The following is a 25,734-nucleotide window of genomic DNA, read 5'->3' on the forward strand; positions in this document are numbered from 1 at the left end:
AGGGGCGCGGGGAACTGCGCGACCAGCCACGACGCACCCGCAGACGGCCGACTACCCTGCAACCCATGACCCCATCCGCCCCCGCCTACCGTCGGCTCAGTGTCGAGGAACGCCGCAGTCAGCTACTCGAAGCCGCCCTCACCCTCTTCGCGCACCGCGCGCCCGAAGACGTGTCCCTCGACGACGTGGCGGAAGCGGCCGGAGTCTCCCGGCCCCTCGTGTACCGGTACTTCCCCGGCGGCAAGCAGCAGCTCTACGAGGCCGCCCTCAGGTCCGCCGCCGAAGAGCTCCAGAACTGCTTCGACGAACCCCGCGAGGGACCCCTGCTCCAGAGGCTCTCCCGCGCCCTGGACCGTTACCTCGGCTTCGTCGACGAGCACGACGCCGGGTTCAGCGCCCTCCTCCAGGGCGGCAGCGTGGTCGAGACGTCCCGTACCACCGCCATCGTCGACGGCGTACGACGGAACGCGGCGGAGCACATCCTCAGCCACCTCGGCGTCACCGAACCCGGCCTGCGGCTCCGGATGACCGTACGGATGTGGATCACCGCGGTGGAGGCGGCCTCCCTGATCTGGCTCGACGAGGGCAAGCAGCCCCCCGTGGACGAGCTGCGCGACTGGCTCGTCGAGCAGTTCGTCGCCGTGCTCAGCGTCACCGCGAACCGTGATCCGCAGACGGCCGCGCTGGTCACGGCCCTCGCGGCGGATGGCTGAGACTGGTGCCGTGAAGAGCGAAGAGACCCCCTTCGAGGGCGGGCCCATGGACGGCCGTGTGCTGCCCGTCCTGCTGGGACCGACGGGTCACCCCCCGAAGACGTACCGCATCCCCGTCCCCGGCGCGGACGGCGGTCCGCCCACCGTGCTGGTGTACCGGCGGGTGCCGAGGGGTCACACCAGGCTGGGCATCCAGCGCGGGTGGAAGTACGCGTACGACCCCGACGGCCCGCCCAAGGACCGGCTGAAGTGGCCCTGGTCCAAGCCGGACAAGCCGGGTGACACCGACGGGTGACGACGTTGCGCCGAACCGCCCACACCCCGCGCGCGAAAACGCGCCCACCGTCTGATGCTCGCCGTGCGGAGCGGACCGACCGCGCCGCGCGGGAGGTGATGGTGTGTCAGGGAGGCTTCTGCGGCTGGTGTGTACGGCGGCGCTCGCGGCCGGCACCGTCCTCGCCGCCCCGCTGCCCGCGACGGCCGTACCGGAACCCGAGCCGCGCGAGCGTTCCGTCTCCGATCTGCTGACGGACCTTCAGCGGCTGTACCGGGAGGCCGAGAAGGCCACCGAGACCTACAACGCCACCGCGGAGAAGCTGAAGGCCAAGCGCGCGGAGGCGGCCCGTCTGGACGGCGCGCTCTCCCGGGCCCGGCTCTCGCTGCACGACAGCCGCAGCGCGGCCGGGCGACTGGCCCGGCAGCAGTACCAGAGCACCACCGACATCTCCCCGTACGTCCGTCTCCTGCTCGCCCGCGATCCGCAGCACGCCCTCGAACAGGGCCATGTGATCGGGCAGTTGGCGCGGGAGCGGGCCGAGACGGTGGGGCGGCTGACCGGCAGCGAGCATCGCGCCGACGGTCTCGCCCGCCGGGCCCGCAAGGCCCTCGACGACCAACTCACCCTCGCCGCACGGCAGAAAAAGGACCGCGACGACGTACGGGGCAGACTCGACGAGGTGGAGGCGCTGTTGGCCTCCCTCACACCCGAACAGCTCACCCGGCTCGCCGAGTTCGAGGAGAAGGGGGTGGCGAAGGCGCAGGAGGAGCTGACGACGTCCGGGGCGCTGGGAGACCTTGAGCGCGCGCCGTCCCGGCAGGGCTCCGCGGCGCTCGGCTACGCGCGACGCCAGCTGGGGAAGCCGTACGAGTGGGGCGCGGAGGGCCCGAAGACGTACGACTGCTCGGGACTGACGTCAGAAGCCTGGGCCCACGCCGGCACGCCGATCCCGAGGACCAGCCAGGAGCAATGGGCGCGGCTGCCGAGGGTCCCGCTGAAGGAACTGCGCCCCGGTGACCTGGTGGTCTACTTCCCGGAGGCGACCCATGTGGCGCTGTACGTGGGCCGGGGCGAGGTGATCGAGGCGCCGCGGACGGGCGAGAAGGTCAAGGTGTCCCCCATCGCGTCCCACCCGATCCTCGGCGCCGTACGGCCGGACGACCCCGACTACGCCCCAGACGCCACGGACGCCAGGTACGCGGCTGTCCTGTCGGACTCGTAGAAGTAGTTCTCGAAGTCGGACGGGTCGTCGAAGCCGTTGGCGAAACGGTTGGCCACGGGCTGCAACTGGCCTGCCGCGCCGATGAGGTTCAGGACGTGCTCCGGCGGCGGGGCGAGCATCGCGTTGGTCCACTTGGTGACATGGCGGGCCGTGTCCCAGTAGCGGTCGAAGGTCGCCTGCATCCAGGTCTCGTCGAACTCCTTCTCCCCGTGTTCCAGGATCGAGGAGAGGTACGAAGCCGCGCACTTGGAGGCCGAGTTGGAGCCCTGGCCGGTGATGGGGTCGTTGGCGACGACGACGTCGGCCACACCCAGGACCAGTCCGCCGCCGGGCAGCCGGCCGATCGGCTTGCGGACCGTCGGGGCGTACCGGCCCGCCAACGTCCCGCCCTCGTCGGTCAGTTCGACGTCCTTGGCGCGGGCGTACTCCCAGGGGACGAACCGCTCCATGAGTTCCAGGGTCAGGGAGAGGTGCTCCGCGGGGTCCTTCACGCCGTTGAAGACGTCGAGCGGACCGCCGGGTATGCCCTCCAGGAAGAGGATGTCGGCGCGGCCGGAGGTGGTGAGCGTCGGCATGACGAACAGCTCGCCGACACCGGGGACGAGGTTGCAGCGGACGGCGTCGGTCTCCGGGTGCTCGGGACGCGGGCCGAGGCCGTGGACGTACGACACGGCGAGCGCTCGCTGCGGCTCGCGGTACGGCGAACGCTCCGGGTCGCGGGCGAACATGGAGACCAGCTCGCCCTTGCCGGCCGAGACCAGCACGAGGTCGTACGTACGGGAGAAGTAGTCGAGGTCGCCGACGGCCGCGCCGTGGATGACCAGTTGGCCGCCGCGCTGGGCGAAGGTCTCCATCCAGCCGGCCATCTTCACCCGCTGGTCGACCGACTGCGCGTACCCGTCGAGGTGGCCCAGCCAGTCGATCGCGCGCGCCGCGGGCCCCTCCGCCCACGAGCCAGGTGCCGCCACCGAGGCGCCGAGCCCTTCGATCTTCGGGGCCTGGGACTCCCAGAAGTTCAGCTGGAGATCGCGCTCGTGCCGCAGTGCCGTGTGGAACATGCACTGCGTCGACATGACCCGGCCGGAACGGATCTCGTCCGCCGTCCGGTTGGACATCAGGGTGACCTCGTACCCGTGCGACTGGAGTCCGAGGGCGAGCTGGAGTCCGGACTGGCCGGCTCCGACGACGAGTATCTTCCGCATACGGGTGGTGTTCTCCTGGCTCGTGGCTCGGGGGGGCTACTCGGGGGTGACGTCCAGCGCGTGGCCGACCAGGGACAGGAGGGTCTCGATCACCGAGATCTTCCGTCGCGCGTCCATGATCATGACAGGTATGTGTGCGGGCACCGTCAACGCCTCCCGCACGTCCTCCGGTTCGAAGCGCTCGCTGCCGTCGAAGTGGTTGACCGCGACGACGTACGGCATCCCGCAGCCCTCGAAGTAGTCCAGCGCCGGGAAGGCGTCCTTCAGCCGCCGGGTGTCCGCGAGGACCACCGCGCCGATCGCTCCGCGCACCAGGTCGTCCCACATGAACCAGAACCGCTCCTGGCCCGGGGTGCCGAAGAGGTAGAGCACCAGGTCGTCGTCGAGCGTGAGGCGGCCGTAGTCCATGGCCACCGTGGTGGTGGTCTTCTCCGGGGTGCCGGTGAGGTCGTCGTGCTGTTCGCTCGCCTCGGTCATCAGCGCCTCCGTCTGGAGGGGCTCGATCTCCGAGACGGCGCCGACGAGCGTGGTCTTGCCGACGCCGAAGCCGCCGGCCACGACTATCTTCGTGGCGACGGGGGCGCGGGTGTGGTCCGTCTGCCAGGACCGTGGGGGCTCCTCCTCGTTGAGGAGCCGGGCGACGCCGTAGTCGGTTACGGCGTCAGAGACGACGGAGTCCACTCAGCACCCTTTCCAGCAGAGCGCGGTCCGGACGGCCCGTGCCGTGACCGGTACCTGTTCCGTACACACGGATCTTTCCCTGGTCCGCGAGGTCGCTGACCAGCACCCGGACCACGCCGAGCGGCATCTTGAGCAGCGCGGCGATCTCGGCCACCGTGCGCATCCGGCGGCACAGTTCGACGATGGCCCGCATCTCCGGCATGACCGTGGTGCGCAGGGTGCCGTTCGGCAGCTCCTTGCGCTCCTCGGGGGCTTCGAGGGCCGCCACGAACGTCTCGACGAGCAGGACGTGTCCGAAGCGGGTGCGGCCGCCCGTGAGGGAGTACGGGCGCACCCGGGCGGATTTGCGTTCGCCGCCGCGGACCGGGAGGTCGGGGCGGGGGCCGGGCCCGGTGCCGGGTTTCTGGCTCATCGGGTGCTCCCCGACGGTTCGTTCTCCAGCGACTGCCGTAGCTCGCTGCGGAGTTCGGGGGTCAGGACATGGCCGGCGCGGCCCACGAACAGGGCCATGTGGTACGCCACCACGCTCATGTCGCAGTCCGCGCTGCCGTGCACACCGAGCAGCGAGCCGTCGCTGATCGACATCACGAAGAGGCTGCCGTCGTCCATCGCGATCATGGTGTGCTTCGTGGTGCCGAAGTCCATGAGCTTGGCGGCGCCGAGGGTGAGGCTGCCGATGCCGGAGACGATGGTGGCGAGGTCGGCGGCGGAGCCGCGCGGCCCCGAGGGCTTGCCGTTCTTCGGCTCCCGGGCCTCCGCGTTGCGCTCCGCGTCGGAGGAGAGCAGGAGCAGGCCGTCGGAGGAGACCACGGCGACGGACTGGACGCCGGGGACCTCCTCCACCAGGTTGGTCAGCAGGAAGTGGAGATTGCGGGCCTCACGGCTCAGTCCGAAGGTACTGGGCGCGGTCAACTGCTTGCCTCCTCGGCTGTGCCCCCCGTGGTTTCTTCGGATGCGGTACTGGTGTGCGGGGCCGGGAGTCTGGTCTCGCCGGTCTGTTCCTTGATCTCCGCCTCGACGTCCCGGTAGCCGGCCTCCGCCCCCCGGCGGAAGCCGCCGAGCCTGCGGCGGAGGGCCTCGGCGTCCACGGATCCGCTGCGCGGACGGGGGGCCGAGGAGGTTGCGGTGATCTTGGGGGTGCGCTTGGGGAGGCCTTTGTCGGTGAGCCTCTCGTGCTCGACCTCGACCTCGGCTTCCTGGGTGGCCGGTTCTTCCGTGACCGGCGCCAGCAGCTCCATCGTGGTCTCCGACGGGGTCGGCTCCGCGTGGCGTACGGCGCTCTCGGCCAGGGTGATCAGCGGGTCGTCGTGGGTCGTGCGGCCCGGGAGGACGTTGGCGTTGACCTCCGCGTCCGCGCCCGGCAGGGAGAAGCCGTGCGTGACGGCGGTGACCGAAGCCGGTACCGCCGAGGTGGGGGCCGCCGTCAGCAGGGACTTGGGCAGGACCACGACCGCGGCCACCCCGCCCTGCTTCTGCTCGCGCAACTGGACCCGGACGCCGAGCCGGTGGGCGAGGCGGGCCACGACGTACAGGCCGAGGCCGAGCCCCTCGCCGCCCTCGTCGTAGTCGTACGACGTCTCGGGGTTCTCGGGGTCGAAGTCGGCGAGCCGCGCGTTGAGCGTGGTCATCCGCTCCGCGGTCATGCCGATGCCCTCGTCCTGGACGGAGAGCATGACCTCGCCGCTCTCCAGGAGCCAGCCGGAGACCTCGACGGGCAGGTCCGGCGGGGAGAACGACGTGGCGTTCTCCATGAGTTCGGCCAGCAGATGGGAGAGGTCGTCGGCGGCGAACCCGGCGAGATGCGCGTGCGGCGGCAGCGCGGCGATGCGCACCCGCTCGTACCGCTCGATCTCGCTGACCGCGGCCCGTACGACATCGACGAGCGGCACCGGACCCACGCTCTGCTGCACATGTTCCGTGCCCGCGAGGACGAGGAGGTTCTCGCTGTGCCGGCGCATGACCGTGGCGAAGTGGTCCAGCTTGAAGAGCGTGGCGAGCCGGTCGGGGTCCTGCTCGCGCTCCTCCAGCCCCTCGATGACGGCGAGTTGGCGCTCGACCAGGCCGAGCGTGCGCAGCGCCAGGTTGACGAAGGTGGCGCCGATGGTGCCGCGCAGCCGCTCCAACTGGGCGGCGGAGTCGGCGAGTTCGCCCTTGAGCTGCTCCCGCGCGTCCGCCATCTTCTGCCGCTGGCCGACCAGGTGCTTGCGGTCCGCCTCCAGGGTGTTGACCCGCTCGGCGAGCGCGGACGCGTGCGCGTGCAGGGCGTTGACGGAGCGGACGACCTGGGCGAACTCGTCGTCGCGGCCGGTGAAGACGACCGGCTGCTCGGTCGTGGGGTCCTCGGCGCCGGCAAGCCGGGCGGTGCCGCGGCGCAGTACGGAGAGCGGGCGGGTGAGGGTGCGGGCCACGGCGGTGGAGACGCCGACGGTGAGCAGCACCAGGGCGCCGAGGAGCGCGACCCGGATCTCCAGCGCGGTGACGTCGTCGTCGCGCAGCTGGGCGAGGTCCTTGACCCGCCGCTCGTAGAGGGCGGACTCGGCGCCGCGCATCAGGTCGACGCGGGCGGAGAGGGCGGTGTCCACCTTCGTGGTGCTGGTGGCGAGTTCGCCGTCGGTGAGGGTGGGCTGGTCGGTGAGTTTCGCCAGGTAGGCGTCGGCGGTGTTGACGTCGGGGCCGGTGACCGTGGAGTCGTAGCTCGCCTTGGCGGCCGCGGGCGCGGAGCCCTGGAAGTCGGCGAGGGCCGCGTCGGAGCGCAGCCGGGCCTGCTGGGCGGCGGCGGCGAGGGCGGCGCGCTGCTTGGTGCCGGCGGCGGAGGTGACCGTCTGGGTGGAGGTCAGGCCGGTGATCGGGTCGTAGACCGACTTCGTGCTGGTGGGCACGGAGAGCGCGGCGAGCAGCAGGCCGCGGGTGGCGGCGGACTGCTGTACGGCGGTGTCGAGTTCGACGAGGGAGTGGGCGCCGGAGCCCGCGCGGGGCGGCATCCTCTCGGCCAGGTCCTCGGCGAGCCGGTGCAGCGCGTCGACGGCGGCGGAGTAGGCCTGGTGGGCCTCCATGGCGGTGCTCTGGCCGGTGAGCGCGGCGCGCCGGACGGCGGCGACGGTGTCGAGGTCGGCGAGCAGGCTCGCGGAGACGTCGGTGTCGGCGCGCAGTTCCTCGACCCGGCGGTCGACGCGGGCGCTCTGCTGCTCGGTGGGCGCCTGGGACTTGGGGCGGCCGGCCGCGATGTAGGGGGTGACCTCGTCGCGTTCGTCGGCGAGCGCGTGGGCGAGCGCGAGGGCGTCCTGGGTCTGCTCGGCGAGCGTCACCAGGTCCTGGGAGTCGTGGAGTTCACCGGAGGCGGTGATCAGGGAGGGCGCTCCGGCTCCCGCGACGGCGGCGGCCACGAGGGCGACGGCGAGGATCAGCCGGGTGCGGACATGGGTGGGGCGGCCCTTGCCGACGGTGGTCTCGGACGGGTCGGACGGGGCAGGCGTGCCGGGACGGGTGGGCGCCGGGGCCGCACCTTTTCCGGAGGCCGTCTGCTTGCCTGTGCGACGAGGCCGCGTCTTCTGCACCGCTGCTCGCATTCCTGATACTCGAGATACCCATGGGCCCGGGGTGACACTCCGTCAACTGGCGTGCACTCCGGGTACGATGCCCGACCCTCCCAGCGCCGGTGGGCGGTGGCCGCGCATCACCTGAGGGGCCACCCGAAGGAGTGAACATCGGACGGGAGTTGGCGGGCAAGTTCCAGCGGCACGGGCACGCGCCCCGCCCGGCGGGCCGGTTGGACGCCGGGGCCGACCGGTGGCAGGATTCGCCGACACGCCTTCCCGGAGTACTGCATTCCACCGCAAATCTGGCGCCTGACCTGCGCGAGTACGTCAATTCCGCGGCGGATGCCGGACTTTGGCGAAGCTTGTGAAGGGGTCGTGCAGACTGGCCGGATGCGTACGGAACTTGTCTCGGAGCCCGGCGACCCGGACCGCCCCAACGAGGACTTCGCGAGCCTCGCTCTCCCCGCGTCCGGGCGGGGCGGTGTGATCGTCGCGCTGGACGGTGTGACCCCTCCGAACGGTCCGACCGGTTGTCTGCATCCGGTCCCCTGGTACACGGCCCGGCTCGGCGGCGCGCTGACCGAACTGGCCGTTTCGCTCCCGGATGCGTCCCTGGCCGAGATCCTCTCCCGGGCGATCGTTCGCACAGCTGACGCACATCGGACGACCTGTGACCTTTCTCACCCGCGCACACCCCAGGCGACGGTGGTGCTGGCCCGCTGGACCCCGGCCGCGGTCGAGTACCTGGTCCTCTCGGACTCGGCCCTGCTGATCGAGTCCCCGCAGGGCACGGTGACGCCCGTCCTGGACGACCGCCTCTCCCGCCTCCCCCGCTCGGCCCTGACCACGGACACCCAGATCGACATGAACCTGCGCAACAAGGAGGGCGGCTTCTATACGGCGGCGGCGGATCCGGACGTCTCGGCACGAGCGGTGACGGGCACGCTGGACCGCGCCCAGGTCTGCACCCTGGCGGCCCTCACGGACGGCGCGACCCGCTGGGTGGAGAAGTTCCACGAGGGCGACTGGTCGGACTGCTTCCGCCTGGTCCACAAGGAAGGCGCCCGGGCCCTGGTGAACCGCGTACGGGAGCTGGAACTCGCCGACACGGAACGGACGTTCCTCCGTCGCGGCAAGACGCACGACGACGCGACGGTGGTGCTGGTGGAGCTGTGACCCGTTCAGTGGCCGGGAGTCGGACTGGCGCTGGCTGACGGGGAGCTTCCCGCATCTTCCGGCCCCGAGCCGGTGTCCGGCGTGACCCACACCCCCACCATGGCCGTCGCCAGCGCGGTGGCCGCCGCGACCAGCACGGTCGTCGCCGGAACGGCGGTCGCCGACAGCGAGCGGAAGTTCCGGATCTGTCCCCAGCGCAGCCCCGCGGCCCGCACCAGACGCGCCTCCCAGTACAGACCGAGCAGGAGCAGCACGGCGACCGTGTCGCCGCTGGTCAGCAGCAACTGGATGCCGAAGTCGCCGGCGTCCGTCAACCGGTACAGCAGTTCGGCCAGTTCGGCCGGAAGGACGACCGCGAGCAGACAGAGCGCCTTGGTGATCGGCGTCGTACCGCGCAGCCACGCATAGGCGTACCCGAAGACGAACCCGTACAGCGGCCAGCGCAGGGCGGTGGACCAGACCTCCACGACATCGCTCATGTCGTAGCCGATCGCCATGAGCCGGGACGGCAACGTGTAGAGGAACCAGGGCGTGCTCAGCACGGCCAGCAGCACGGCCGCCGCCATGCCGTTGGCCCAGGCCGTACGGCCACCGGACGTGCCCAGCGCGACGAGGCGCAGGGCGACGGGGCGCCGGGAGTTCGCGCCGCCCAACTCGCGCCAGCGGGCACTCCATTTCCCTGTCGTGAGGCTGCCGTCGGACAGCTGCGCGCGTGAGGCGGTGAGGAACTCGCGCCGGCTCGCCGCGAGCGTCTGGTCCTTCAGGAGGGCGTACACGCGGCGGGTGTGCAGGGAGTGGGTCGTTCGGTGAAGGCGTCGGGCGCGTGGTTCGGCGGCGGGCGGGAACAGCCAGAGGAAGCCGAGCGCGGCAATGGCCACGGCGAGGTAGCGGCCGCTCGCGTAGGAGGAGTAGCTGAAGTCCTCGATTCCGTTCAGCGTCACTTCGGTGAGCAGGGCGGCGGTACCGAGGGCGGCCACGGCGGTGCGGACATGGTCGGGCCACTGACCCTCGGCCCGGCCGGACGTCCACAGGAACAACAGAGTCGTCGCGATCACGGCGGTCTGGAGGAAGTCGAGCGGGAGGTCGTAGACGACGTTCTCGATCCACAGGGGATAGTCCCTGTCCAGGTACCACCACAGGACCACCGCCGTCGCTCCGGCACGCCACCAGGGCCAGCCGTACGCGGAGAGCACCACCCACAGCGCCGCCGGCCAGGCCCACGCGAGAACGGACTCGGTGAGCAGACGGGCCAAGGCCCAGCCGTCCGGGTCGGCAGAGCCCGGGATGCCCGTCAGATCCGGCAGTCCGATGCCGGGCCCCGCGGCAGACAGTACGAGCCACACCGCCGACGCCGCCGTGACGGCCCAGCGTCGGCCGGTCGGTCCGAGCAACCCACGCCGCAGTACCAGGAGTACGGCCACGGCCGTGCATGCCGCCACCACGGCGATCAGCACGGGCATGGGCGACCGGCTGAACAAGGTAAACAGGACCGCCGGCACCGACAGCAGGGCACTCGGCACCAGGACGGGGGTCAGGTCACGTGTCCGTGGCGGGCGGCCACGTGCCACCCGTACGACGAAGGCCGCGGTCACCAGTGGCAACAGCGTCTGCCACCAGATCATCAACGGCACGTCCTGGCCCGCCGTCGCCCACCACGTGGTGTCGGTCGCTCCGATGTCCAGGGCGGCCCACAGCAGAGTGACGCAGGTCAGTCCGGTCCCCATCCAGGCCACGACGATCCAGCGGCGCCGCGTGACGGGCGGTGCCCAGCGCCGTACGAACGCCACGGCGATGCAACCGACCGCCGTGACCGCGCCGAGCGCGAAGAAGGCCTCGCGCAGGGCGGAGGAGTACGACTGCAACACCCAGGCCAGATCCGCGATGTCGTTGCCGGAGCCGTCGTGCGGCGGCTTGTACGGAGCGCCGAACTGCACTTGCGGACTTCGCCTCGCGGGAAGCCGCAGTTCGACCCGGTGTCCGGACTGGCGCAGCACCGTAGCGCCGTCGACACCGGTGACGACAAGATCGTCCGTCGCCACGGTGATGGTCCACTCGTCGAAGTACCCCTTCTTCCCCATGGCGAGGGACCTGGGCGTCAGGTCGAGGACCGCGGACGTGGACGCGTCGGCCGTCACGTCACACCACGTCACGAAGTCCAGCAGGGTCTCCCCGTGTGCGGAGGCATACACCGTCGACCCCGGGCCGTCCTGCCGCAGCTCGTCGGTGTCCGAGTCCCCGACTCCCCACCCGCTGCTGCACGTCTCGTCGCCGGTGCCGTAGTCGGCGTTGACGACGGCGTCGAAGGGGATCCAGGACCCCACGCCACCGGTGGCCTTGCGCAGTTGGGCCGTCAGGGGGTCACCGGGCAGCAGCACCATCCGATGCGACACCGTGAACAGCCACACCCCCTCGCGCTTGCGGGTGAGACGGAAGACGGTCGATCCCGTACGCCGGGGCCGGGCTGTCCCGCCGTACTTCTTGAGGCGGGGGTCGACAACCGACTCCCCGGCGTCGGAGCCGTCGGCCGTGTCCTGTTGCGGCGCACGCTGACCGGCCTGCTCGGCACGCCGGATCTCCGCGTCCGCGAGCCGCTCCCACTGCCAGAAGGCGACCGCACACCCCAGCACCACCACCCCGGGCAGCGCCAAGGCGACAACTCCCCGCACCCACCGCCCCGTCGACCAAGCCACCGCACCGCCCCCGTCCCCCAGGCGTCAGGGTAAGCCCGTGCGGCCCACGAGTTGAGTCCTTGGCGACAACAGCCTGGGATCGCCCCGGGTGGCCTATTTCTCCATGCCCCGGTTCAACTGGTTCAGCAGGCGGGCCAGTTCGGTGACCTCGGTCGCGTTCCAGTGGGCCAGGCGGCCCGCGTAGCGGGCTCGGCGGGCGTCGCGGACCCGGCGGACTCGGGAGCGGCCCTCGTCGGTGAGGTCGACCAGCCAGGCGCGGCCGTCGGCGGGGTCCGGCTCGCGGGCGACCAGGCCGAGGTCCTCCAGGGCGCGCAGCTGGCGGGACATGGTGGCCTTGCCGACGCCGATGTAGGCGGCGAGTTCCGTGGCGCGCTGGCGGCCGCACTCCTCCAGTCGGACGAGCAGGCCGTACGCCGCCGACTCCAGGTCGGGGTGGACCTCGCGGGCCATCTCGCCCTGGTTGGCGCGGGCGCGGCGCAGCAGCACGGTCAACTCGCGCTCCAGCGCCAGGAATCCGGGCCGGTCCACACCGGCCGGCGGCTCGTCGGCGCCGCTTCTGTCCCCGTCGCCGTTTCCGTCTTCGTGCACGTCAGTCCCCGCCTCGGTTTCCCGGTCCTGAAAGTTTCCGTCAAATTGCGCCGTCACCGCAGCTCGGTAAGTATTTCGCAGGGCTAGACCAACGGCAGCAACCGGTCCCTCTTCCCACCCCCTCGTCGACGTGCGTAGCTTCTTGACCAGGCGATGTCTGGCATGCCCACGCCATACACCCCCGGCCGGGTGTTCCCCCACCGAGCAACACCGAGCCCCTCGACCGAGCATCACCGAGCCCCTCGGAGGCCCGCCATGCCCGTGCACAGACCCGGATCCCCCCGCCCGCGACGCCTGTTCCTCGCCGGGGCCCTCATAGCCGTATGCGCGCTGCTGCCGTCCATAGGCACGGCGTCGGCCGCGCAGTCGCCCGACGCCACCGCCACCCCCGCCCGCGGCACCGCCCGCATGGGCATGGGCGTCGTCGCCCACGACGGCCAGGGCGGTCTGCCCGCCGGTACCCGCGCCACCCAGACCGAGGGCGTCGACGTGGCCAGCTACCAGGGCAACGTCGCCTGGGCCACCCTCTGGAACAGCGGAGTCCGCTGGGCCTACACCAAGGCGAGCGAGGGGACGTACTACACGAACCCCTACTTCTCCCAGCAGTACACCGGCTCCTACAACGTCGGCATGATCCGCGGCGCCTACCACTTCGCGACCCCGGACACCACGACCGGCGCAACGCAGGCCGACTATTTCGTCGACCACGGGGGCGGCTGGTCCGCCGACGGCAAGACGCTGCCCGGCACGCTCGACATCGAGTGGAACCCGTACGGCGACTCCTGCTACGGCAAGACCACCAGCGCGATGGTCACCTGGATCCGTGACTTCCTGAACCGGTACAAGGCCCGCACCGGCCGCGACGCCGTGATCTACACCTCCACCAGCTGGTGGACCCAGTGCACCGGCAACTACGCCGGCTTCGCCACCGCCAACCCGCTGTGGATCGCCCGGTACGCCTCGACCGTGGGGACGCTGCCCGCCGGATGGAGCACCTACACGATGTGGCAGTACACCTCGTCCGGGCCGACGGTCGGCGACCACGACAGGTTCAACGGGGCGCTGGACCGCGTACAGGCACTCGCGAACGGCTGATACAAGGCGTACGGCGAAGGCCCGGGCCTCCCTCACGAAGAACCCGGGCCTTCACCTCATCCGATCGCGTCCGTCACGCCGCGACCGGAACCTCGGGCGCCGCCCCGTTCACGGCCGGGGACAGCGCCAGCTCCAGGACCTGGCGGACGTCGGTGACGGCGTGGACGTCGAGCTTGTCCAGCACCTCCGCCGGGACGTCGTCCAGGTCGGCCTCGTTGCGCTTGGGGATGATGACGGTCGTCACCCCGGCGCGATGTGCGGCGAGCAGCTTCTGCTTCACACCGCCGATCGGCAGGACCCGGCCGGTCAGGGAGACCTCGCCGGTCATCGCCACGTCCGTGCGGACCAGGCGCCCGGAGAGCAGCGACGCCAGCGCCGTCGTCATCGTGACGCCCGCGCTCGGCCCGTCCTTCGGGACCGCGCCCGCCGGGAAGTGGATGTGCACGCCCCGGTCCTTGAGGTCGGCGACGGGCAGCTCCAGCTCGGCGCCGTGCGACCTGAGGAAGCTCAGCGCGATCTGCGCGCTCTCCTTCATCACGTCACCCAGTTGGCCGGTCAGGGTCAGCCCCGCCGCGCCCGTCTCCGGGTCGGCCAGCGACGCCTCCACGTAGAGGACGTCCCCGCCCGCTCCGGTGACCGCGAGTCCGGTCGCCACACCCGGGACGGCCGTACGGCGCTCCGCCGGGTCCTGGGCCGACTCGGGCACGTGGTGCGGACGACCGATCAGGGCGCGCAGGTCGTCCGCGCCGATGGTGAACGGCAGCTCCCGCTCGCCCAGTTCGTGCTGCGCCGCGACCTTGCGGAGCAGCCGGGCGATCGAGCGCTCCAGGGTGCGCACGCCCGCCTCGCGGGTGTACTCCCCGGCCAGCTTGCGCAGCGCGCTCTCCTCCAGGGTGACCTCGTCCTTGTCGATGCCCGCCCGCTCCAGCTGGCGCGGGAGCAGGTGGTCCCGGGCGATGACGACCTTCTCGTCCTCGGTGTAGCCGTCGAGGCGGACCAGCTCCATACGGTCGAGCAGGGCCTCCGGGATCGCCTCCAGGACGTTCGCCGTGGCGAGGAACACCACGTCGGACAGGTCGAGTTCGACCTCCAGGTAGTGGTCGCGGAAGGTGTGGTTCTGCGCCGGGTCCAGGACCTCCAGGAGGGCCGCCGCGGGGTCGCCGCGGAAGTCGGAGCCCACCTTGTCGATCTCGTCGAGCAGGACGACCGGGTTCATCGAACCGGCCTCCTTGATCGCCCGCACGATCCGGCCGGGCAGCGCGCCGACGTACGTACGGCGGTGTCCGCGGATCTCGGCCTCGTCCCGGACGCCACCGAGGGCGACCCGGACGAACTTGCGGCCCATGGCGTGCGCGACGGACTCGCCGAGGCTGGTCTTGCCGACGCCGGGCGGACCGACGAGAGCCAGCACGGCACCGCCGCGCCGCCCGCCGATGACACCGAGGCCCCGGTCACTGCGGCGCTTGCGCACCGCCAGGTACTCGGTGATCCGCGCCTTCACGTCCTCCAGGCCCGCGTGCTCGGCGTCGAGGACCGACTTGGCGCCCTGGATGTCGTACTCGTCCTCGGTCCGTTCGTTCCACGGCAGTTCGAGGACGGTGTCGAGCCAGGTGCGGATCCAGGAGCCCTCCGGGGACTGGTCGCTGGACCGCTCCAGCTTGTCGACCTCCTTGAGGGCGGCCTCCCGCACCTTCTCGGGCAGGTCGGCGGCCTCCACGCGCGCGCGGTAGTCGTCGGACTCCTCGCCGTCCTGTTCGCCGTTGAGTTCACGCAGTTCCTTGCGTACGGCTTCCAGCTGACGGCGGAGCAGGAACTCCCGCTGCTGCTTGTCGACGCCCTCCTGGACGTCCTTCGCGATGGTCTCGGCGACGTCCTGCTCGGCGAGGTGGTCGCGCAGCTGCTGGGTGGCGAGCTTGAGGCGGGCGATCGGGTCGGCCGTCTCCAGCAGCTCGACCTTCTGCTCGGTGGTCAGGAACGGTGAGTAACCGGAGTTGTCGGCGAGCGCGGACACGTCGTCGATGGCCTGCACCCGGTCCACGACCTGCCAGGCGCCGCGCTTGCGCAGCCAGGCGGTGGCGAGGGCCTTGTACTCCTTGACCAGTTCGGCGACATGACCGGGCAGCGGCTCGGGCACGGACTGGTCGATACGCGTGCCCTCGACCCACAGCGCCGCACCCGGCCCGGTGGTCCCGGCGCCGATCTTCACGCGGCCGCGGCCGCGGATCAGCGCGCCCGGGTCGCCGTCGGCCAGCCGGCCGACCTGCTCGACGGTGCCGAGCACACCGGTGCCCGCGTACGTCCCGTCGATCCGTGGCACCAGGAGGACCTTCGGCTTACCGGGTTCCGAGCGGGCGGCGGCCTGGGCGGCCTCCACCGCGGCGCGGACGTCGGCGTCGTTCAGGTCCAGCGGTACCACCATCCCGGGCAGCACGACCTCGTCGTCGAGCGGCAGCACAGGCAGGGTGAGCGGTGTGGACGTCGAAGCCATGATCTCCCCTTCGGCAGTCAAGTTGAGCTATGCCGACTCAATGCACGTGAGCCGCCGAATGTTCCCCAGGGGGCGTTCGCTGTGAGCGATCACGTCTGTCGGGGGTGGCGGCGGGGCGGATATCGTCTTGGTGCGTAATAGTTGAAGCTGACTTCTGGGCATTACATGGAGGCGTGGTGGACGGTCTCGTGCGGGCGTGGGTGGACGGCTGGGTGGTGTCCCGGGGGGCCGCGCCGCCGGTGCGGGAGCCGTGGGGGTTCACGGTGGACGTGGGGCTCGTCGACCAGGTGTCACGGCATGTGTTCGACACGCTGGGCGACGACGTCGACGAGGGCGCCGTACGCAAGGTCGCGGGCGGGGTGACCGGGGCCGGGGTGTGGCTCAAGGTGTTCCGGGACCCCGCGGAGGTCGGGCCGTGGCTGGGCGAGGGGTGGTGGATCGATCCGGAGCCGGGCTCCTTGATGACGGTGCCGTTGGTCGCCGTGGCGGGCGGGGACGTCCCGCCCGGGTACCGGGTGCGCGAGTGGACCGTCGGCGGCGTCACTCGCGTGCTGGTCGCCGCGCCCGACGGGTCGCTCGCCGCGCGCGGACAGGTCACACCGACCGGGGCGACGGCGGTCTTCGACCGCATCGAGACGGCACCCGCGTACCGGCGGCGGGGGCTGGGCAGCGTCGTCATGCGTCGGCTCCAGAGGGTGGCGGCGACCGCGGGCGCGGAAACCGGGGTGCTGGCGGGGACACCGGCGGGGCGGGGGCTGTACGAGTCGCTGGGGTGGAGGGTGGAGGCTTCGCTGACCAGTGCGAAGTTCTTGGGGGCGGGGGTCGGGTGAGGGGGGCGTTCGGGGTGGGGCGGGGGCCGGGGACGGTGCTGTTCGGTTTCGGGCCGGGAGTCGGTGCCGTTCGGTTCGGGGCGGGAGTCGGTGGCGGTGCCGTTCGGTTCGGGGCGGGAGTCGGTGGCGGTGCCGTTCGGGTCGGGGCGGGAGTCGGTGAGGGTGCAGTTGTTCGGTTCGGGGCTGGTCGCGGGGCGACGGAGGTGAGGGGGCGGTGAACGGTCCGGTCCCTCCGGTGGTCCCCGCCGGTCGTATGGCGGACAACGTCCAGCCGGTGCTGGGGCTTCCCGGTGGCCTGGAACTGCGTCCGTGGCGGGACTCCGACGCCGGCGCGCTCGTGGCCGCGAGCCTCGACCCGGGGATCAGCCAGTGGAATCTGCTGCCCGCGCTGACCGAGGACGAGGCACGCGCGCGTATCGGGCGGATGCGGGAGCGCTGGACGTCCGAGACGGGCGCGGTGTGGGCCGTCGCCCGGCCCGGCGGGGAGGTGCTCGGACTCGCCGCCTGGATCGGCGTCGACCTGGGGCGCGGTCACGCCGAGATCGCCTATTGGGTGCTGCCCGCCGGACGCGGCACCGGGCTCGCCGTCGAGGCCGCCCGCCGGCTCACCCGCTGGGCCCTGGACGACCTCGGCCTGCACCGGCTCACCCTGTGCCACGCGGTCGCCAACCCGGCCTCCTGCCGGGTCGCCGAGAAGGCCGGCTTCCGCCTGGAGGGCACCCTGCGCAGCGCCCTCCTCCACGCCGACGGCTGGCACGACCAGCACCTGCACGCGCGCGTACGGGGGGACGAGGGGCCCTGAGAGCGGGGTACGGGGAGGGAGGGCGGCTCCCAGAGAGCGCGCGGTACGGGAGCGGCCCTGGACCGCCGTACCCGAGAGGAGGCGGCCCCCTGACCGCCGTACCCGAAGGGAAGCGGCCCGCTGATCGCCATACCCGAGAAGAGGCCGCCCCCTGACCGCCGTACCCGAAGGGAAGCGGCCCGCTGATCGCCATACCCGAGAAGAGGCCGCCCCCCTGACCGCCGTACTCGAAGGGAAGCGGCCCGCTGATCGCCGTACGAGGAGAGAGGGCGGCCCCCTTGACCGTCGTACGGGAGGATCGGCGGCCGTCGAGGACGCCGTAGCCACCCGTCCGCGGTTCACCCTCCCCGGCCGTCCCTCAGGCGGAGCCGACCCCCGCCGGGTGTTCGGGGAGCCGCCAGGCGCCGCCGCGGTCCTCCTTGGCGTGGCGGGCGACGAGGTCGGGGACGCGCAGGAAGCAGGCCAGTGCGGTGGCGGTCTGGAAGGCGTCGATCGCGCGCCGGGTCGTCGGCAGGCCCAGCCGCAGCACGCGCGGACTGACCTCGGCCTGGATCCCGTCGACGAAGGGCCGCAGCACGGTGTCGTAGGCCGCCAGCGCGGTCGTCAGGTCGCCCGGGTGCCGGTTGATCTCGCCGGCCAGGACGTACGCACCGACCAGGCCGCCGGAGACGCCCATGCCGCTGTACGGGGAGGCGCAGTGCGCGGCGTCGCCGGCCAGGACCACACGGCCCTTCGACCAGGTGTCGGTGCGTACCTGGACGACCTCCTGGGAGTGGAAGAACGGGCTCGTCCCCATGCCCGCGACGAAACGCTCCGTCTGCCACCCGGCGTCGCGGAACCGCCCGGCCCAGAACTCCCGCTGCCGCTCGGCGGGCGCGCGGTGGATCGCCGAGGCCTCCGCGGAGTCCTCCCGCAGCACGAAGTACACCTGTGTCTCGGTCGGGTTGTGGCTGCGCCGCATGATCTGGCGGCCGCCCGGAGCCATGTACGTGTCCCGGACGGCGCTGTCGGACGCGATGCGCGGGACGAACCAGTACGCCATGTGGATGCCGACGCGCCAGTAGGGGTCGACGCCTTCCGGGAGGATCGCCCGGCGGATGCGTGATCCCTGCCCGTCCGCGCCGACCAGGAGGTCGAACGCGTCGCAGGACCCGTCGGAGAAGTGCGCGACGACCTCGTGCCCGTCCTGGTCCAAGCCGTCCACGCTCTTGCCGAAGACGTACTCGACGTCGTCCTTCGTCGCGTCGTGCAGGATGCGCACCAGGTCGCCGCGCATGATCTCGTACTCGGACGTGAGGGTCTGGCGGCCCTTCCCCGAGGTGTTGGCCATGATCGTCGCCCTGGCCCGGCCCCGCGCGTCGACGAAGGCGACTCCCGCCTCGTCCACGAGCCTGTCTCGGACGGCGTCCAGGAGCCCCATCCGTCGGACCGCCTCGATGCCCTGGCCCCTGAGGTCGACCTGCGCGCCGACGGCCCGCAGCGCCGGGAAGCGTTCGACGACGGTCACCCGGTGGCCGCCGCGGACGAGCCAGTAGGCCAGGGCCTGCCCCGCGATTCCGCCGCCCGCGACGAGAACCCGCAGGCGCTGCTTCCTTTCGGGCATGCCGACCACCCCAGAAATCTATCGGTGAATGATTCTTTCCCACCGTCATCTATCAGCGATAGATTGTCAACATGACGAAGATCAACCGCGAGACCGTCGTCGCCGAGGCGCTCGATCTGCTCGACGAGGTCGGGCTGGACGCCGTCAGCACGAGGCGGCTGGCGCAGCGGCTGGGCGTCGAACAGCCGTCGCTCTACTGGTACTTCCGCACCAAGAAGGACCTCCTCGCCGCCATGGCGCAGGCTGCGATGGCACCCCACGCCACCGCGCCGCTGCCGACGCCCGACGACGACTGGCGCGCGTGGTTCCTGGAGAACACGCGCGGCTTCCGGCGGACCCTGCTGCTGCGCCGCGACGGCGCGCGGCTGCACGCGGGCAGCACCCCCACCGCGGATCTCGACCGGATCCGCCACAAGATGCGCTTCCTCGTCGCCGCCGGTGTGCCTGCGGAGGACGCGCAGATGGCGATGCTGGCGGCCGGTCGCTTCACGGTCGGCAGCGTGCTGGAGGAGCAGGCGGATGCGGGGTCCGACGACGACGCGGCAGGCGCGGCCCTGCCGGCCGACGTGCCGCCGATCGACCACACGTCGGCGTTCGAGGCGGGACTGCGGCTGATCCTGGACGGTCTGGAGCGGCGGGTGGGGGCGTGAGGCGCACCAGTCGGAGCGCGGCGCGCGCCGGGCGCCTCCGCCACCGCATCGCAAGCCTGCCGCCACCGCCCCGCAACAGCGCTCACAGGGAACGAACGCACACTGCAAGTTCGTTCATGGTCCGTGGGGCGTGAAAACGGGGATTTACGGGGACTTGGGGGCAGCGGTGGACGAGGAGCGGGCGAGGCGGGGTCCGGGGCGGCGGGCGGTGGTCGCGGGGGCAGCGGTGGTGGCCGCCGGGGTCGCGGTTCCCGTCGTGGTCAAGGCCGTGGGCGGGTCGGGCGGGGGCGCGCCGGCCCACAGCGCACCGCACACCGCGGCCCCCGCGGTGAGCCGCGCCGCGTCCGCCACGGGCCCCTCCCCCACGCCGTACCGCCGCCCCCGCTCCGACCGCCGCCCCAACATCCTGTTCGTCCTCACCGACGACCAGCCCAAGGAGACCGACTGGGCGCTGCGCCGGACCGTGGACTGGCTCGGCGGCAGCGGTACGGAGTTCACGCGGGCGCACGCCAACACCCCGCTGTGCGCCCCGTCGCGCGCGACGATCATGTCCGGCCGGTACGCGCACCACCACGGCGTCCTCGACACCCGCCACCCCACCCGCCTCGACCAGCACGCCACCGTGCAGCGGCAGTTGCGGGCGGCCGGCTACCGCACAGGACTGTTCGGGAAGTACCTCAACTACTGGCCCACCGCCACCAACCCGCCGCACTTCGACGAGTGGCTGCTCCAGGAGCCGGTGGCGTACTACAACGGCCACTACAACGACAACGGCACGGTCCGGAACATCCCCGGCTACAACACCACCGTCATCAAGGACCGCGCCCTCGCCTTCCTCGACAAGTCCCGCACGGACGAACGCCCTTGGTTCGCCTACGTCGCCACGCGCGCGGCGCACGAGGTGAACATCCCGGAGCGGAGGTACGCCCACACGCGCGTGCCGGACTGGGAGGGCCGCCCGTCCGTCTTCGAGACCGACAAGGCCGACAAACCTCCGTTCCCGCGTGCGGCGAAGCACACCCTCGCGCAGGGAAAGGCGCTGCGCACCCGCCAGTTGCGCACGCTGCTGTCCGTCGACGACGCGATGCGCGACTTCCACGACAAGCTCCGCGCGCTGGGCCAGCTGGAGAACACCCTGGTGCTCTTCACCAGCGACCACGGCCTGTGCTGGGGTGACCACGGCTGGCTGCGCAAGTCCGTGCCGTACCGGCCGAGTCTGGAGGTGCCCTTCCGGCTGTCCTGGCCGGCCCGCGGGCTCGGCGGGACCGCCACCGACGAGCGGCTCACCGGGCACGTCGACATCGCCCCGACCTTCCTCGACGCGGCCGGCGTCACCCCGGACACCCCGCTCGACGGCCACTCCCTCCTCGACCGCGGCAACGACCGCGACCACCTGCTCGCCGAGTGGTGGTGGAACCGACAGGACCAACAGCCCATCCACACCTGGGCGTCGTACATCGGCAGATCCGAGCAGTACACCGAGTACTACCGCGGCCGCCTCAGCGAACAGGGCCGCCCGGAGGGCTCCGGCCAGGTCCTCTTCCGCGAGTACTACGACCTGCACACCGACCCGCACCAACTGACGAACCTGCTGCACGGGGCGAGCGCGACGGAGGAACGGGGGCTGGGGATACCGGGGTTGGCGAGAGGGCTGGCGGCGGCACGGAAGGGGTAGGCGGCTCACCCAACAGGCTTCGGCTGCGCGGAAGGGGTAGACGGCTCACCCAACAGGCTTCGACGGCACGAAAGGGGGGTCGGCGGCTCAATCGGGCTTCGGCGGCGCGGAACAGGCAGGCGGCTCGCCCTTCAGGGTCCGGCGGCGGACCGGAGGACGGACGGCCCCTCTGTCGGCAGGTCTACGCGGCGGCCACCCGTGCTCGTCCGTTTCGCCACCGCCGGACCAGCGGCCACGTCCCGATGCCGATCGTCAGGGCGATCAGGTGCCCCCAGTCCGTCATCGGGTCGGTGAAGGCGAGCAGGTTGGTCAGCAGCAGCCAGCCGAAGAGGGCGAGGACCGGCCAGCGCAGCCACGGCCCGAGCAGCCCCGCGAGCGCCCCGATGCTCGCCGCCACGCCGAAGCTGACGCCGTAGTCGAGGCGGTGCAGGGAGCTGGCGGGCAGGTGACCGACGAGAACCGCGACCCCGATGGGGACCTCGGTGGCCAGGGTCGCCCCGATGTGTCCGAGCAGGAAGACACCGGCCGTGCGCGCCCCGCCGATCCGCCGCTCCAGCGCGGTGAGCACGAACAGCAGGGCGAGGGCGTACGGCGAAAGGAGCCCGCCCGCTATCCACAGCGCGCTGCCCACGAGGACCAGGCCGGGCGTGCGCACCAGGTGGGCGACGTCGGTGCTGGAGCCCTGGTGCAGCTCGTGCACGAGCGCGGGGTCCGCGTACGCGACGACGACGGAGAGGACGGCCAGGACGACGCCGTAGCCGAAGGTGAACGGCGTCCCGGTGGGCGTGGGGAGCAACCGCCAGGGGCGGAGGGCACGGAGGGGGCTCCGGCGGACGGCCGAAGGCGCCCGCACGCCGAGATCGCCGGGCGCCTCGGTGCTCTGCTCCCCAGTGCTCTGCTGCTCCCGCTGCCGAGGCATCCCGTCCAGCAGTCCGGCGATCGCCGGCAGGCACGCGTCCGGAGCGGGGACGGCGGCACCGGGCACGTCGGAGGAGTCGGGCGTACCCGAGGGCGCGGCTGCGTCCGGCGGCGCGGTGCGTTGCACGGTGAGGTGCTCCTTCCGTTTCGATCAGCGTCCTTGCCGTGCCCGACCGCTGTCTGTGACCGACGCCACGCCTGAGCCGATTCACAGACACTTCTCAAACAACAGACACTTCTCAAACAACCGCCGTCCTGCGTGAGCCGTCATACGTAAATCGCTCGGCCCGTCCCCGACTCCCCTGCCAGGATGGGTCGATGCCCACCCCGTACGACATCCCCGAAGTCCTGGACCGCCGCGTGGGCCCGTACGGCGAGGTCGTCCTACGGCGCCACGGCGAGCTGCTCCAGATCATCGCCAACGGCTGCTTCCTGATGGACACGTCCGACGGCCGCTCGGAGCGGGCCCTGGTCGACTCGGCGCTCGCCGCACTCGACGAACGCCCCGCCCCGCACGTCCTGATCGGCGGTCTGGGCGTCGGCTTCTCGCTCGCACACGCCGCCGCGAACCCGCGCTGGGGCCGGATCACCGTCGTGGAGCGGGAGCCCGCCGTCATCGACTGGCACCGCCGCTCCGGGCCGCTGTCCGCGCTCACCGCGCAGGCGCTCGACGATCCCCGGACGAACATTCTGGAAACGGATCTTGTCGAATTCGTCAATGAGACATGCGCCACTTTCGACGCGCTGTGTCTCGACATCGACAACGGCCCCGACTGGACGGTCACGGAGGGCAACGGCGGACTCTACGCGCGTGCCGGACTCACAAGCTGCGCAAGGGTGTTGAAGCCGGGCGGGGTGCTCGCCGTGTGGTCGGCCCGGCCCTCTGCGGAATTTGAGGGATCCCTATGGAATGCCGGGTTCAAACGGGTGCGTACCGATGAGATCCCGGTTGCCCGGGGCGTTCCCGACGTCGTGCACCTCGGCGTCCGACCTGGATAGCAAAGCCGTGGTGACTCCCCGTACTCTGCTTCCCTACGCCGATCATTCAAGCGTCAATCGCAGTCATGCGCAGACAAGGAATCACCCCACATGGTTCCGGAAAGCACTCCCCAGGGGCGGGCGATGGAGCAGACACACACCTCCCACAACGGCACGACGGCTACCCCGGGCGCACAGCGCCGGGTTCTGGTCGTCGAGGACGATCCGACGATCGTCGACGCCATCGCGACCCGCCTGCGCGCCGAGGGATTCCTCGTGCAAACAGCGGTCGACGGTCCGTCGGCGGTCGACACGGCCGAGGCCTGGCAGCCGGACCTGCTGATCCTCGACATCATGCTGCCCGGCTTCGACGGTCTGGAGGTCTGCCGCAGAGTGCAGGCCGCCCGTCCGGTGCCGGTCCTCATGCTCACCGCGCGCGACGACGAGACCGACATGCTGGTCGGGCTCGGCGTCGGCGCCGACGACTACATGACCAAGCCCTTCTCGATGCGTGAGCTGGCCGCCCGCGTGCACGTCCTGCTGCGGCGGGTCGAGCGGGCCGCCCTGGCCGCCGCGACCCCCCGGTCCGGCATCCTGAGGCTCGGCGAGCTGGAGATCGACCACGCGCAGCGCCGGGTGCGGGTACGGAGCGAGGACGTCCACCTCACGCCGACCGAGTTCGACCTGCTGGTGTGCCTGGCGAACACCCCGCGCGCGGTGCTCTCCCGGGAGCAGCTGCTCGCCGAGGTGTGGGACTGGGCGGACGCCTCCGGCACCCGCACGGTCGACAGCCACATCAAGGCGCTGCGCCGGAAGATCGGCGCCGAGCGGATCCGCACGGTGCACGGCGTGGGCTACGCCCTGGAGACGCCGACGCCATGAGCGGGGGTCCGGCCGGCCGGAGAGGCCCCAGGGAGCCCTGGGGCGGCGTGAGCCCGTTCTCGATCAAGACCAAGCTCGGCGCCCTGGTCGTCATCGCGGTCCTCATCACCACCGGGCTGATGATGATCGCGATGCGCACGGCCACCGAGCTGCGCTTCATCACGGTCTTCTCGATGATCGCCACACTGCTCATTACGCAGTTCGTCGCCCATTCGCTCACCGCGCCCCTGGACGACATGAACACGGTCGCCCGGTCCATCTCGCACGGCGACTACACCCGCCGGGTGCGCGAGAACCGGCGGGACGAGCTGGGCGACCTCGCCCAGACGATCAACCGCATGGCGGACGACCTGGAGGCCCAGGAGCGCCAGCGCAAGGAACTTGTGGCAAATGTCTCCCACGAGCTGCGCACGCCCATCGCGGGCCTGCGTGCCGTGCTGGAGAACATCGTCGACGGGGTCACCTCGGCGGACCCCGAGACCATGCGCACGGCCCTCAAGCAGACCGAGCGCCTCGGCCGGCTGGTGGAGACGCTGCTGGACCTGTCGCGCATCGACAACGGCGTCGTACCGCTGAAGAAGCGCCGTTTCGAGGTGTGGCCGTATCTGTCGGGCGTGCTCAAGGAGGCCAACATGGTCGCCTCCGCGCGCGCGGGCATCGCCTCCGGGTCCGGCAGCCACACCCGCAACGACGTCCATCTGCACCTCGACGTCTCCCCGCCGGAGCTGACCGCGCACGCCGATCCGGAGCGCATCCACCAGGTCGTCGCCAACCTGATCGACAACGCGGTCAAGCACAGCCCGGCGCACGGCCGGGTCACCGTCAAGGCGCGGCGCGGGACCCTGCCGGAATCCCTTGAGCTGGAGGTTCTCGACGAGGGCCCCGGCATTCCGCGCTCTGAGTGGCACCGCGTCTTCGAGCGGTTCAACCGCGGCCAGATCATGCGGCCGCACGGACCGGGCAGCGACGGCGGCACCGGGCTCGGGCTCGCGATCGCCCGCTGGGCCGTGGATCTGCACGGCGGCCGGATCGGTGTGGCCGAATCCGAGCGGGGCTGCAGGATTCTTGTCACCCTTCCGGGACTTCCATCTCTGCCAAGTTGACGTAAAGTTCGAACCGGAGCCACAAGATCCATCTCTGTTCCGCGCCGACGGACACGTGTGATCAGGCAGAGGGCCGCGCCGTCGTCGCGAAGGGCCCCGCCGGGCGCTTCCCTCATGCGGTCTCATCAAGCGGAACCACGCTTGTTTCCCGCCATTTCCTCCCCCGAAACCCGCTCTTTGATGTGACTTACACGACGATGGACCGGCCCGGCCTGACCTTCACCGTCTCGGGGGCGTAGCCTTTATTCCCGCTGTCCATCACCTTGTGAAGCGGAAGAGGGCGGTTGCCGCCGTGTCGCCACAGTCCCCCAGTAACTCGAGCATCTCGACCGACGCAGACCAAGCGGGGAAGAACCCCGCGGCCGCGTTCGGCGCGAACGAGTGGCTCGTCGACGAGATCTATCAGCAGTACCTCCAGGACCCGAATTCGGTAGACCGAGCCTGGTGGGACTTCTTCGCCGACTACAAGCAGGGTGCGGCTCCCGCCCCGGCTGCGGCGGGTACTGCGGCCGCGGGGGCGTCGTACCAGACGCTCTACACCAGCGCGAAGATCGGCGGGGTGCGGGGCATCTCCACGGCCACCGCTGACCCACGGCGGTACGTCCGCCTCCGGGTACGCCCAGCC

The 25,734-nt window shown here is 71.5% G+C and carries 23 protein-coding genes; 13 read left to right on the forward strand and 10 right to left on the reverse strand.

Annotated elements, in window-relative coordinates:
* Positions 1-65 precede the first annotated feature (65 nt).
* The 3 genes from ABZ896_RS40650 to ABZ896_RS40660 all read left to right on the forward strand — a co-directional run bounded on the left by ABZ896_RS40650 (position 66) and on the right by ABZ896_RS40660 (position 2,212).
* Positions 66-713 (forward strand): TetR/AcrR family transcriptional regulator, encoded by a 648-nt coding sequence (locus ABZ896_RS40650; protein WP_360940395.1) that lies wholly within the window; start codon positions 66-68, stop codon positions 711-713.
* A gap of 10 nt (positions 714-723) precedes the next feature.
* The gene (locus ABZ896_RS40655; protein ID WP_360940397.1) at positions 724-1,008 is read left to right on the forward strand and encodes a hypothetical protein; all 285 of its coding nucleotides are present in this window, start codon (positions 724-726) and stop codon (positions 1,006-1,008) included.
* 103 nt (positions 1,009-1,111) lie between these two features.
* Positions 1,112-2,212 carry an NlpC/P60 family protein gene (locus ABZ896_RS40660; RefSeq protein ID WP_360940399.1) on the forward strand — a complete coding sequence of 367 codons (1,101 nt, stop codon included), beginning with the start codon at positions 1,112-1,114 and terminating at the stop codon, positions 2,210-2,212.
* Here ABZ896_RS40660 and ABZ896_RS40665 read toward each other — a convergent pair.
* The 5 genes from ABZ896_RS40665 to ABZ896_RS40685 are packed head-to-tail and all read right to left on the reverse strand — an operon-like array spanning position 2,158 to position 7,649.
* Complete coding sequence (locus ABZ896_RS40665; RefSeq protein WP_360940401.1) at positions 2,158-3,414, reverse strand: styrene monooxygenase/indole monooxygenase family protein; 1,257 nt, start codon at positions 3,412-3,414, stop codon at positions 2,158-2,160. The two genes, ABZ896_RS40660 and ABZ896_RS40665, sit on opposite strands and share 55 nt — an antisense overlap.
* 36 nt (positions 3,415-3,450) lie before the next feature.
* The gene (locus ABZ896_RS40670) at positions 3,451-4,095 is read right to left on the reverse strand and encodes an ATP/GTP-binding protein (protein ID WP_360940403.1); all 645 of its coding nucleotides are present in this window, start codon (positions 4,093-4,095) and stop codon (positions 3,451-3,453) included.
* Positions 4,076-4,507 (reverse strand): DUF742 domain-containing protein, encoded by a 432-nt coding sequence (locus ABZ896_RS40675; RefSeq protein WP_360940405.1) that lies wholly within the window; start codon positions 4,505-4,507, stop codon positions 4,076-4,078. The genes ABZ896_RS40670 and ABZ896_RS40675 overlap by 20 nt, the downstream gene beginning before the upstream one ends.
* Complete coding sequence (locus ABZ896_RS40680; RefSeq protein ID WP_360940407.1) at positions 4,504-5,007, reverse strand: roadblock/LC7 domain-containing protein; 504 nt, start codon at positions 5,005-5,007, stop codon at positions 4,504-4,506. The genes ABZ896_RS40675 and ABZ896_RS40680 overlap by 4 nt, the downstream gene beginning before the upstream one ends.
* Positions 5,004-7,649 carry a nitrate- and nitrite sensing domain-containing protein gene (locus tag ABZ896_RS40685; RefSeq protein WP_360940409.1) on the reverse strand — a complete coding sequence of 882 codons (2,646 nt, stop codon included), beginning with the start codon at positions 7,647-7,649 and terminating at the stop codon, positions 5,004-5,006. The genes ABZ896_RS40680 and ABZ896_RS40685 overlap by 4 nt, the downstream gene beginning before the upstream one ends.
* 372 nt (positions 7,650-8,021) lie before the next feature.
* On the opposite strand from ABZ896_RS40685, the gene ABZ896_RS40690 reads away from it, so the two are divergent.
* Positions 8,022-8,807 carry a hypothetical protein gene (locus tag ABZ896_RS40690; RefSeq protein WP_360940411.1) on the forward strand — a complete coding sequence of 262 codons (786 nt, stop codon included), beginning with the start codon at positions 8,022-8,024 and terminating at the stop codon, positions 8,805-8,807.
* A gap of 5 nt (positions 8,808-8,812) precedes the next feature.
* Here ABZ896_RS40690 and ABZ896_RS40695 read toward each other — a convergent pair whose 3' ends face one another.
* Both ABZ896_RS40695 and ABZ896_RS40700 read right to left on the reverse strand, forming a co-directional pair.
* Positions 8,813-11,455 (reverse strand): hypothetical protein, encoded by a 2,643-nt coding sequence (locus ABZ896_RS40695; protein WP_360940413.1) that lies wholly within the window; start codon positions 11,453-11,455, stop codon positions 8,813-8,815.
* A gap of 135 nt (positions 11,456-11,590) precedes the next feature.
* Positions 11,591-12,085, reverse strand: a complete 495-nt coding sequence (locus tag ABZ896_RS40700) for a MarR family transcriptional regulator (RefSeq protein ID WP_360940415.1) — start codon at positions 12,083-12,085, stop codon at positions 11,591-11,593.
* 255 nt (positions 12,086-12,340) lie between these two features.
* On the opposite strand from ABZ896_RS40700, the gene ABZ896_RS40705 reads away from it, so the two are divergent.
* Positions 12,341-13,180, forward strand: coding sequence for a lysozyme (locus tag ABZ896_RS40705; protein ID WP_360940417.1), 840 nt, complete (start codon positions 12,341-12,343; stop codon positions 13,178-13,180).
* 73 nt (positions 13,181-13,253) lie between these two features.
* Here the strand turns inward: ABZ896_RS40705 and lon are convergent, their stop codons facing one another.
* Entirely contained in the window at positions 13,254-15,668 is a 2,415-nt protein-coding gene (gene lon, locus ABZ896_RS40710) for an endopeptidase La (protein ID WP_360940419.1), read from the reverse strand.
* A 176-nt stretch (positions 15,669-15,844) separates the two neighbouring features.
* Between lon and ABZ896_RS40715 the strand changes: the two genes are divergently transcribed.
* Positions 15,845-16,498: a GNAT family N-acetyltransferase gene (locus ABZ896_RS40715; RefSeq protein ID WP_360940421.1), complete on the forward strand. Its 654-nt coding sequence runs from the start codon at positions 15,845-15,847 to the stop codon at positions 16,496-16,498.
* 214 nt (positions 16,499-16,712) lie between these two features.
* Positions 16,713-17,300 carry a GNAT family N-acetyltransferase gene (locus ABZ896_RS40720; RefSeq protein ID WP_360940423.1) on the forward strand — a complete coding sequence of 196 codons (588 nt, stop codon included), beginning with the start codon at positions 16,713-16,715 and terminating at the stop codon, positions 17,298-17,300.
* Between the two features lie 358 nt (positions 17,301-17,658).
* On the opposite strand, the gene ABZ896_RS40725 is transcribed toward ABZ896_RS40720, so the two are convergent.
* Positions 17,659-18,903, reverse strand: a complete 1,245-nt coding sequence (locus ABZ896_RS40725; RefSeq protein ID WP_360940425.1) for an FAD-dependent monooxygenase — start codon at positions 18,901-18,903, stop codon at positions 17,659-17,661.
* A 71-nt stretch (positions 18,904-18,974) separates the two neighbouring features.
* Between ABZ896_RS40725 and ABZ896_RS40730 the strand changes: the two genes are divergently transcribed.
* Both ABZ896_RS40730 and ABZ896_RS40735 read left to right on the forward strand, forming a co-directional pair.
* Positions 18,975-19,553: a TetR/AcrR family transcriptional regulator C-terminal domain-containing protein gene (locus ABZ896_RS40730; protein WP_360940427.1), complete on the forward strand. Its 579-nt coding sequence runs from the start codon at positions 18,975-18,977 to the stop codon at positions 19,551-19,553.
* Positions 19,554-19,707: 154 nt separating this feature from the next.
* A complete protein-coding gene (locus ABZ896_RS40735; RefSeq protein WP_360940429.1) occupies positions 19,708-21,228 on the forward strand; it encodes a sulfatase in 1,521 nt (506 codons plus the stop codon).
* Positions 21,229-21,409: 181 nt separating this feature from the next.
* Here ABZ896_RS40735 and ABZ896_RS40740 read toward each other — a convergent pair whose 3' ends face one another.
* Positions 21,410-22,147 carry a rhomboid-like protein gene (locus tag ABZ896_RS40740; protein WP_360940437.1) on the reverse strand — a complete coding sequence of 246 codons (738 nt, stop codon included), beginning with the start codon at positions 22,145-22,147 and terminating at the stop codon, positions 21,410-21,412.
* Between the two features lie 317 nt (positions 22,148-22,464).
* Here ABZ896_RS40740 and ABZ896_RS40745 point away from each other — a divergent pair, with 317 nt between their 5' ends.
* The 4 genes from ABZ896_RS40745 to ABZ896_RS40760 all read left to right on the forward strand — a co-directional run.
* Positions 22,465-23,145: a spermidine synthase gene (locus ABZ896_RS40745; protein ID WP_360940431.1), complete on the forward strand. Its 681-nt coding sequence runs from the start codon at positions 22,465-22,467 to the stop codon at positions 23,143-23,145.
* Positions 23,146-23,268: 123 nt separating this feature from the next.
* Positions 23,269-24,006 (forward strand): response regulator transcription factor, encoded by a 738-nt coding sequence (locus ABZ896_RS40750; protein WP_067439493.1) that lies wholly within the window; start codon positions 23,269-23,271, stop codon positions 24,004-24,006.
* Positions 24,003-25,109 carry an ATP-binding protein gene (locus ABZ896_RS40755; protein WP_360940433.1) on the forward strand — a complete coding sequence of 369 codons (1,107 nt, stop codon included), beginning with the start codon at positions 24,003-24,005 and terminating at the stop codon, positions 25,107-25,109. The genes ABZ896_RS40750 and ABZ896_RS40755 overlap by 4 nt, the downstream gene beginning before the upstream one ends.
* Positions 25,110-25,401: 292 nt before the next feature.
* On the forward strand, positions 25,402-25,734 hold a 333-nt coding region (locus ABZ896_RS40760; protein ID WP_360940435.1), incomplete at its 3' end, for a hypothetical protein.

This window comes from Streptomyces sp. NPDC047072 (assembly GCF_040643855.1).
In the GTDB taxonomy this organism is placed as follows: Bacteria; Actinomycetota; Actinomycetes; order Streptomycetales; family Streptomycetaceae; genus Streptomyces.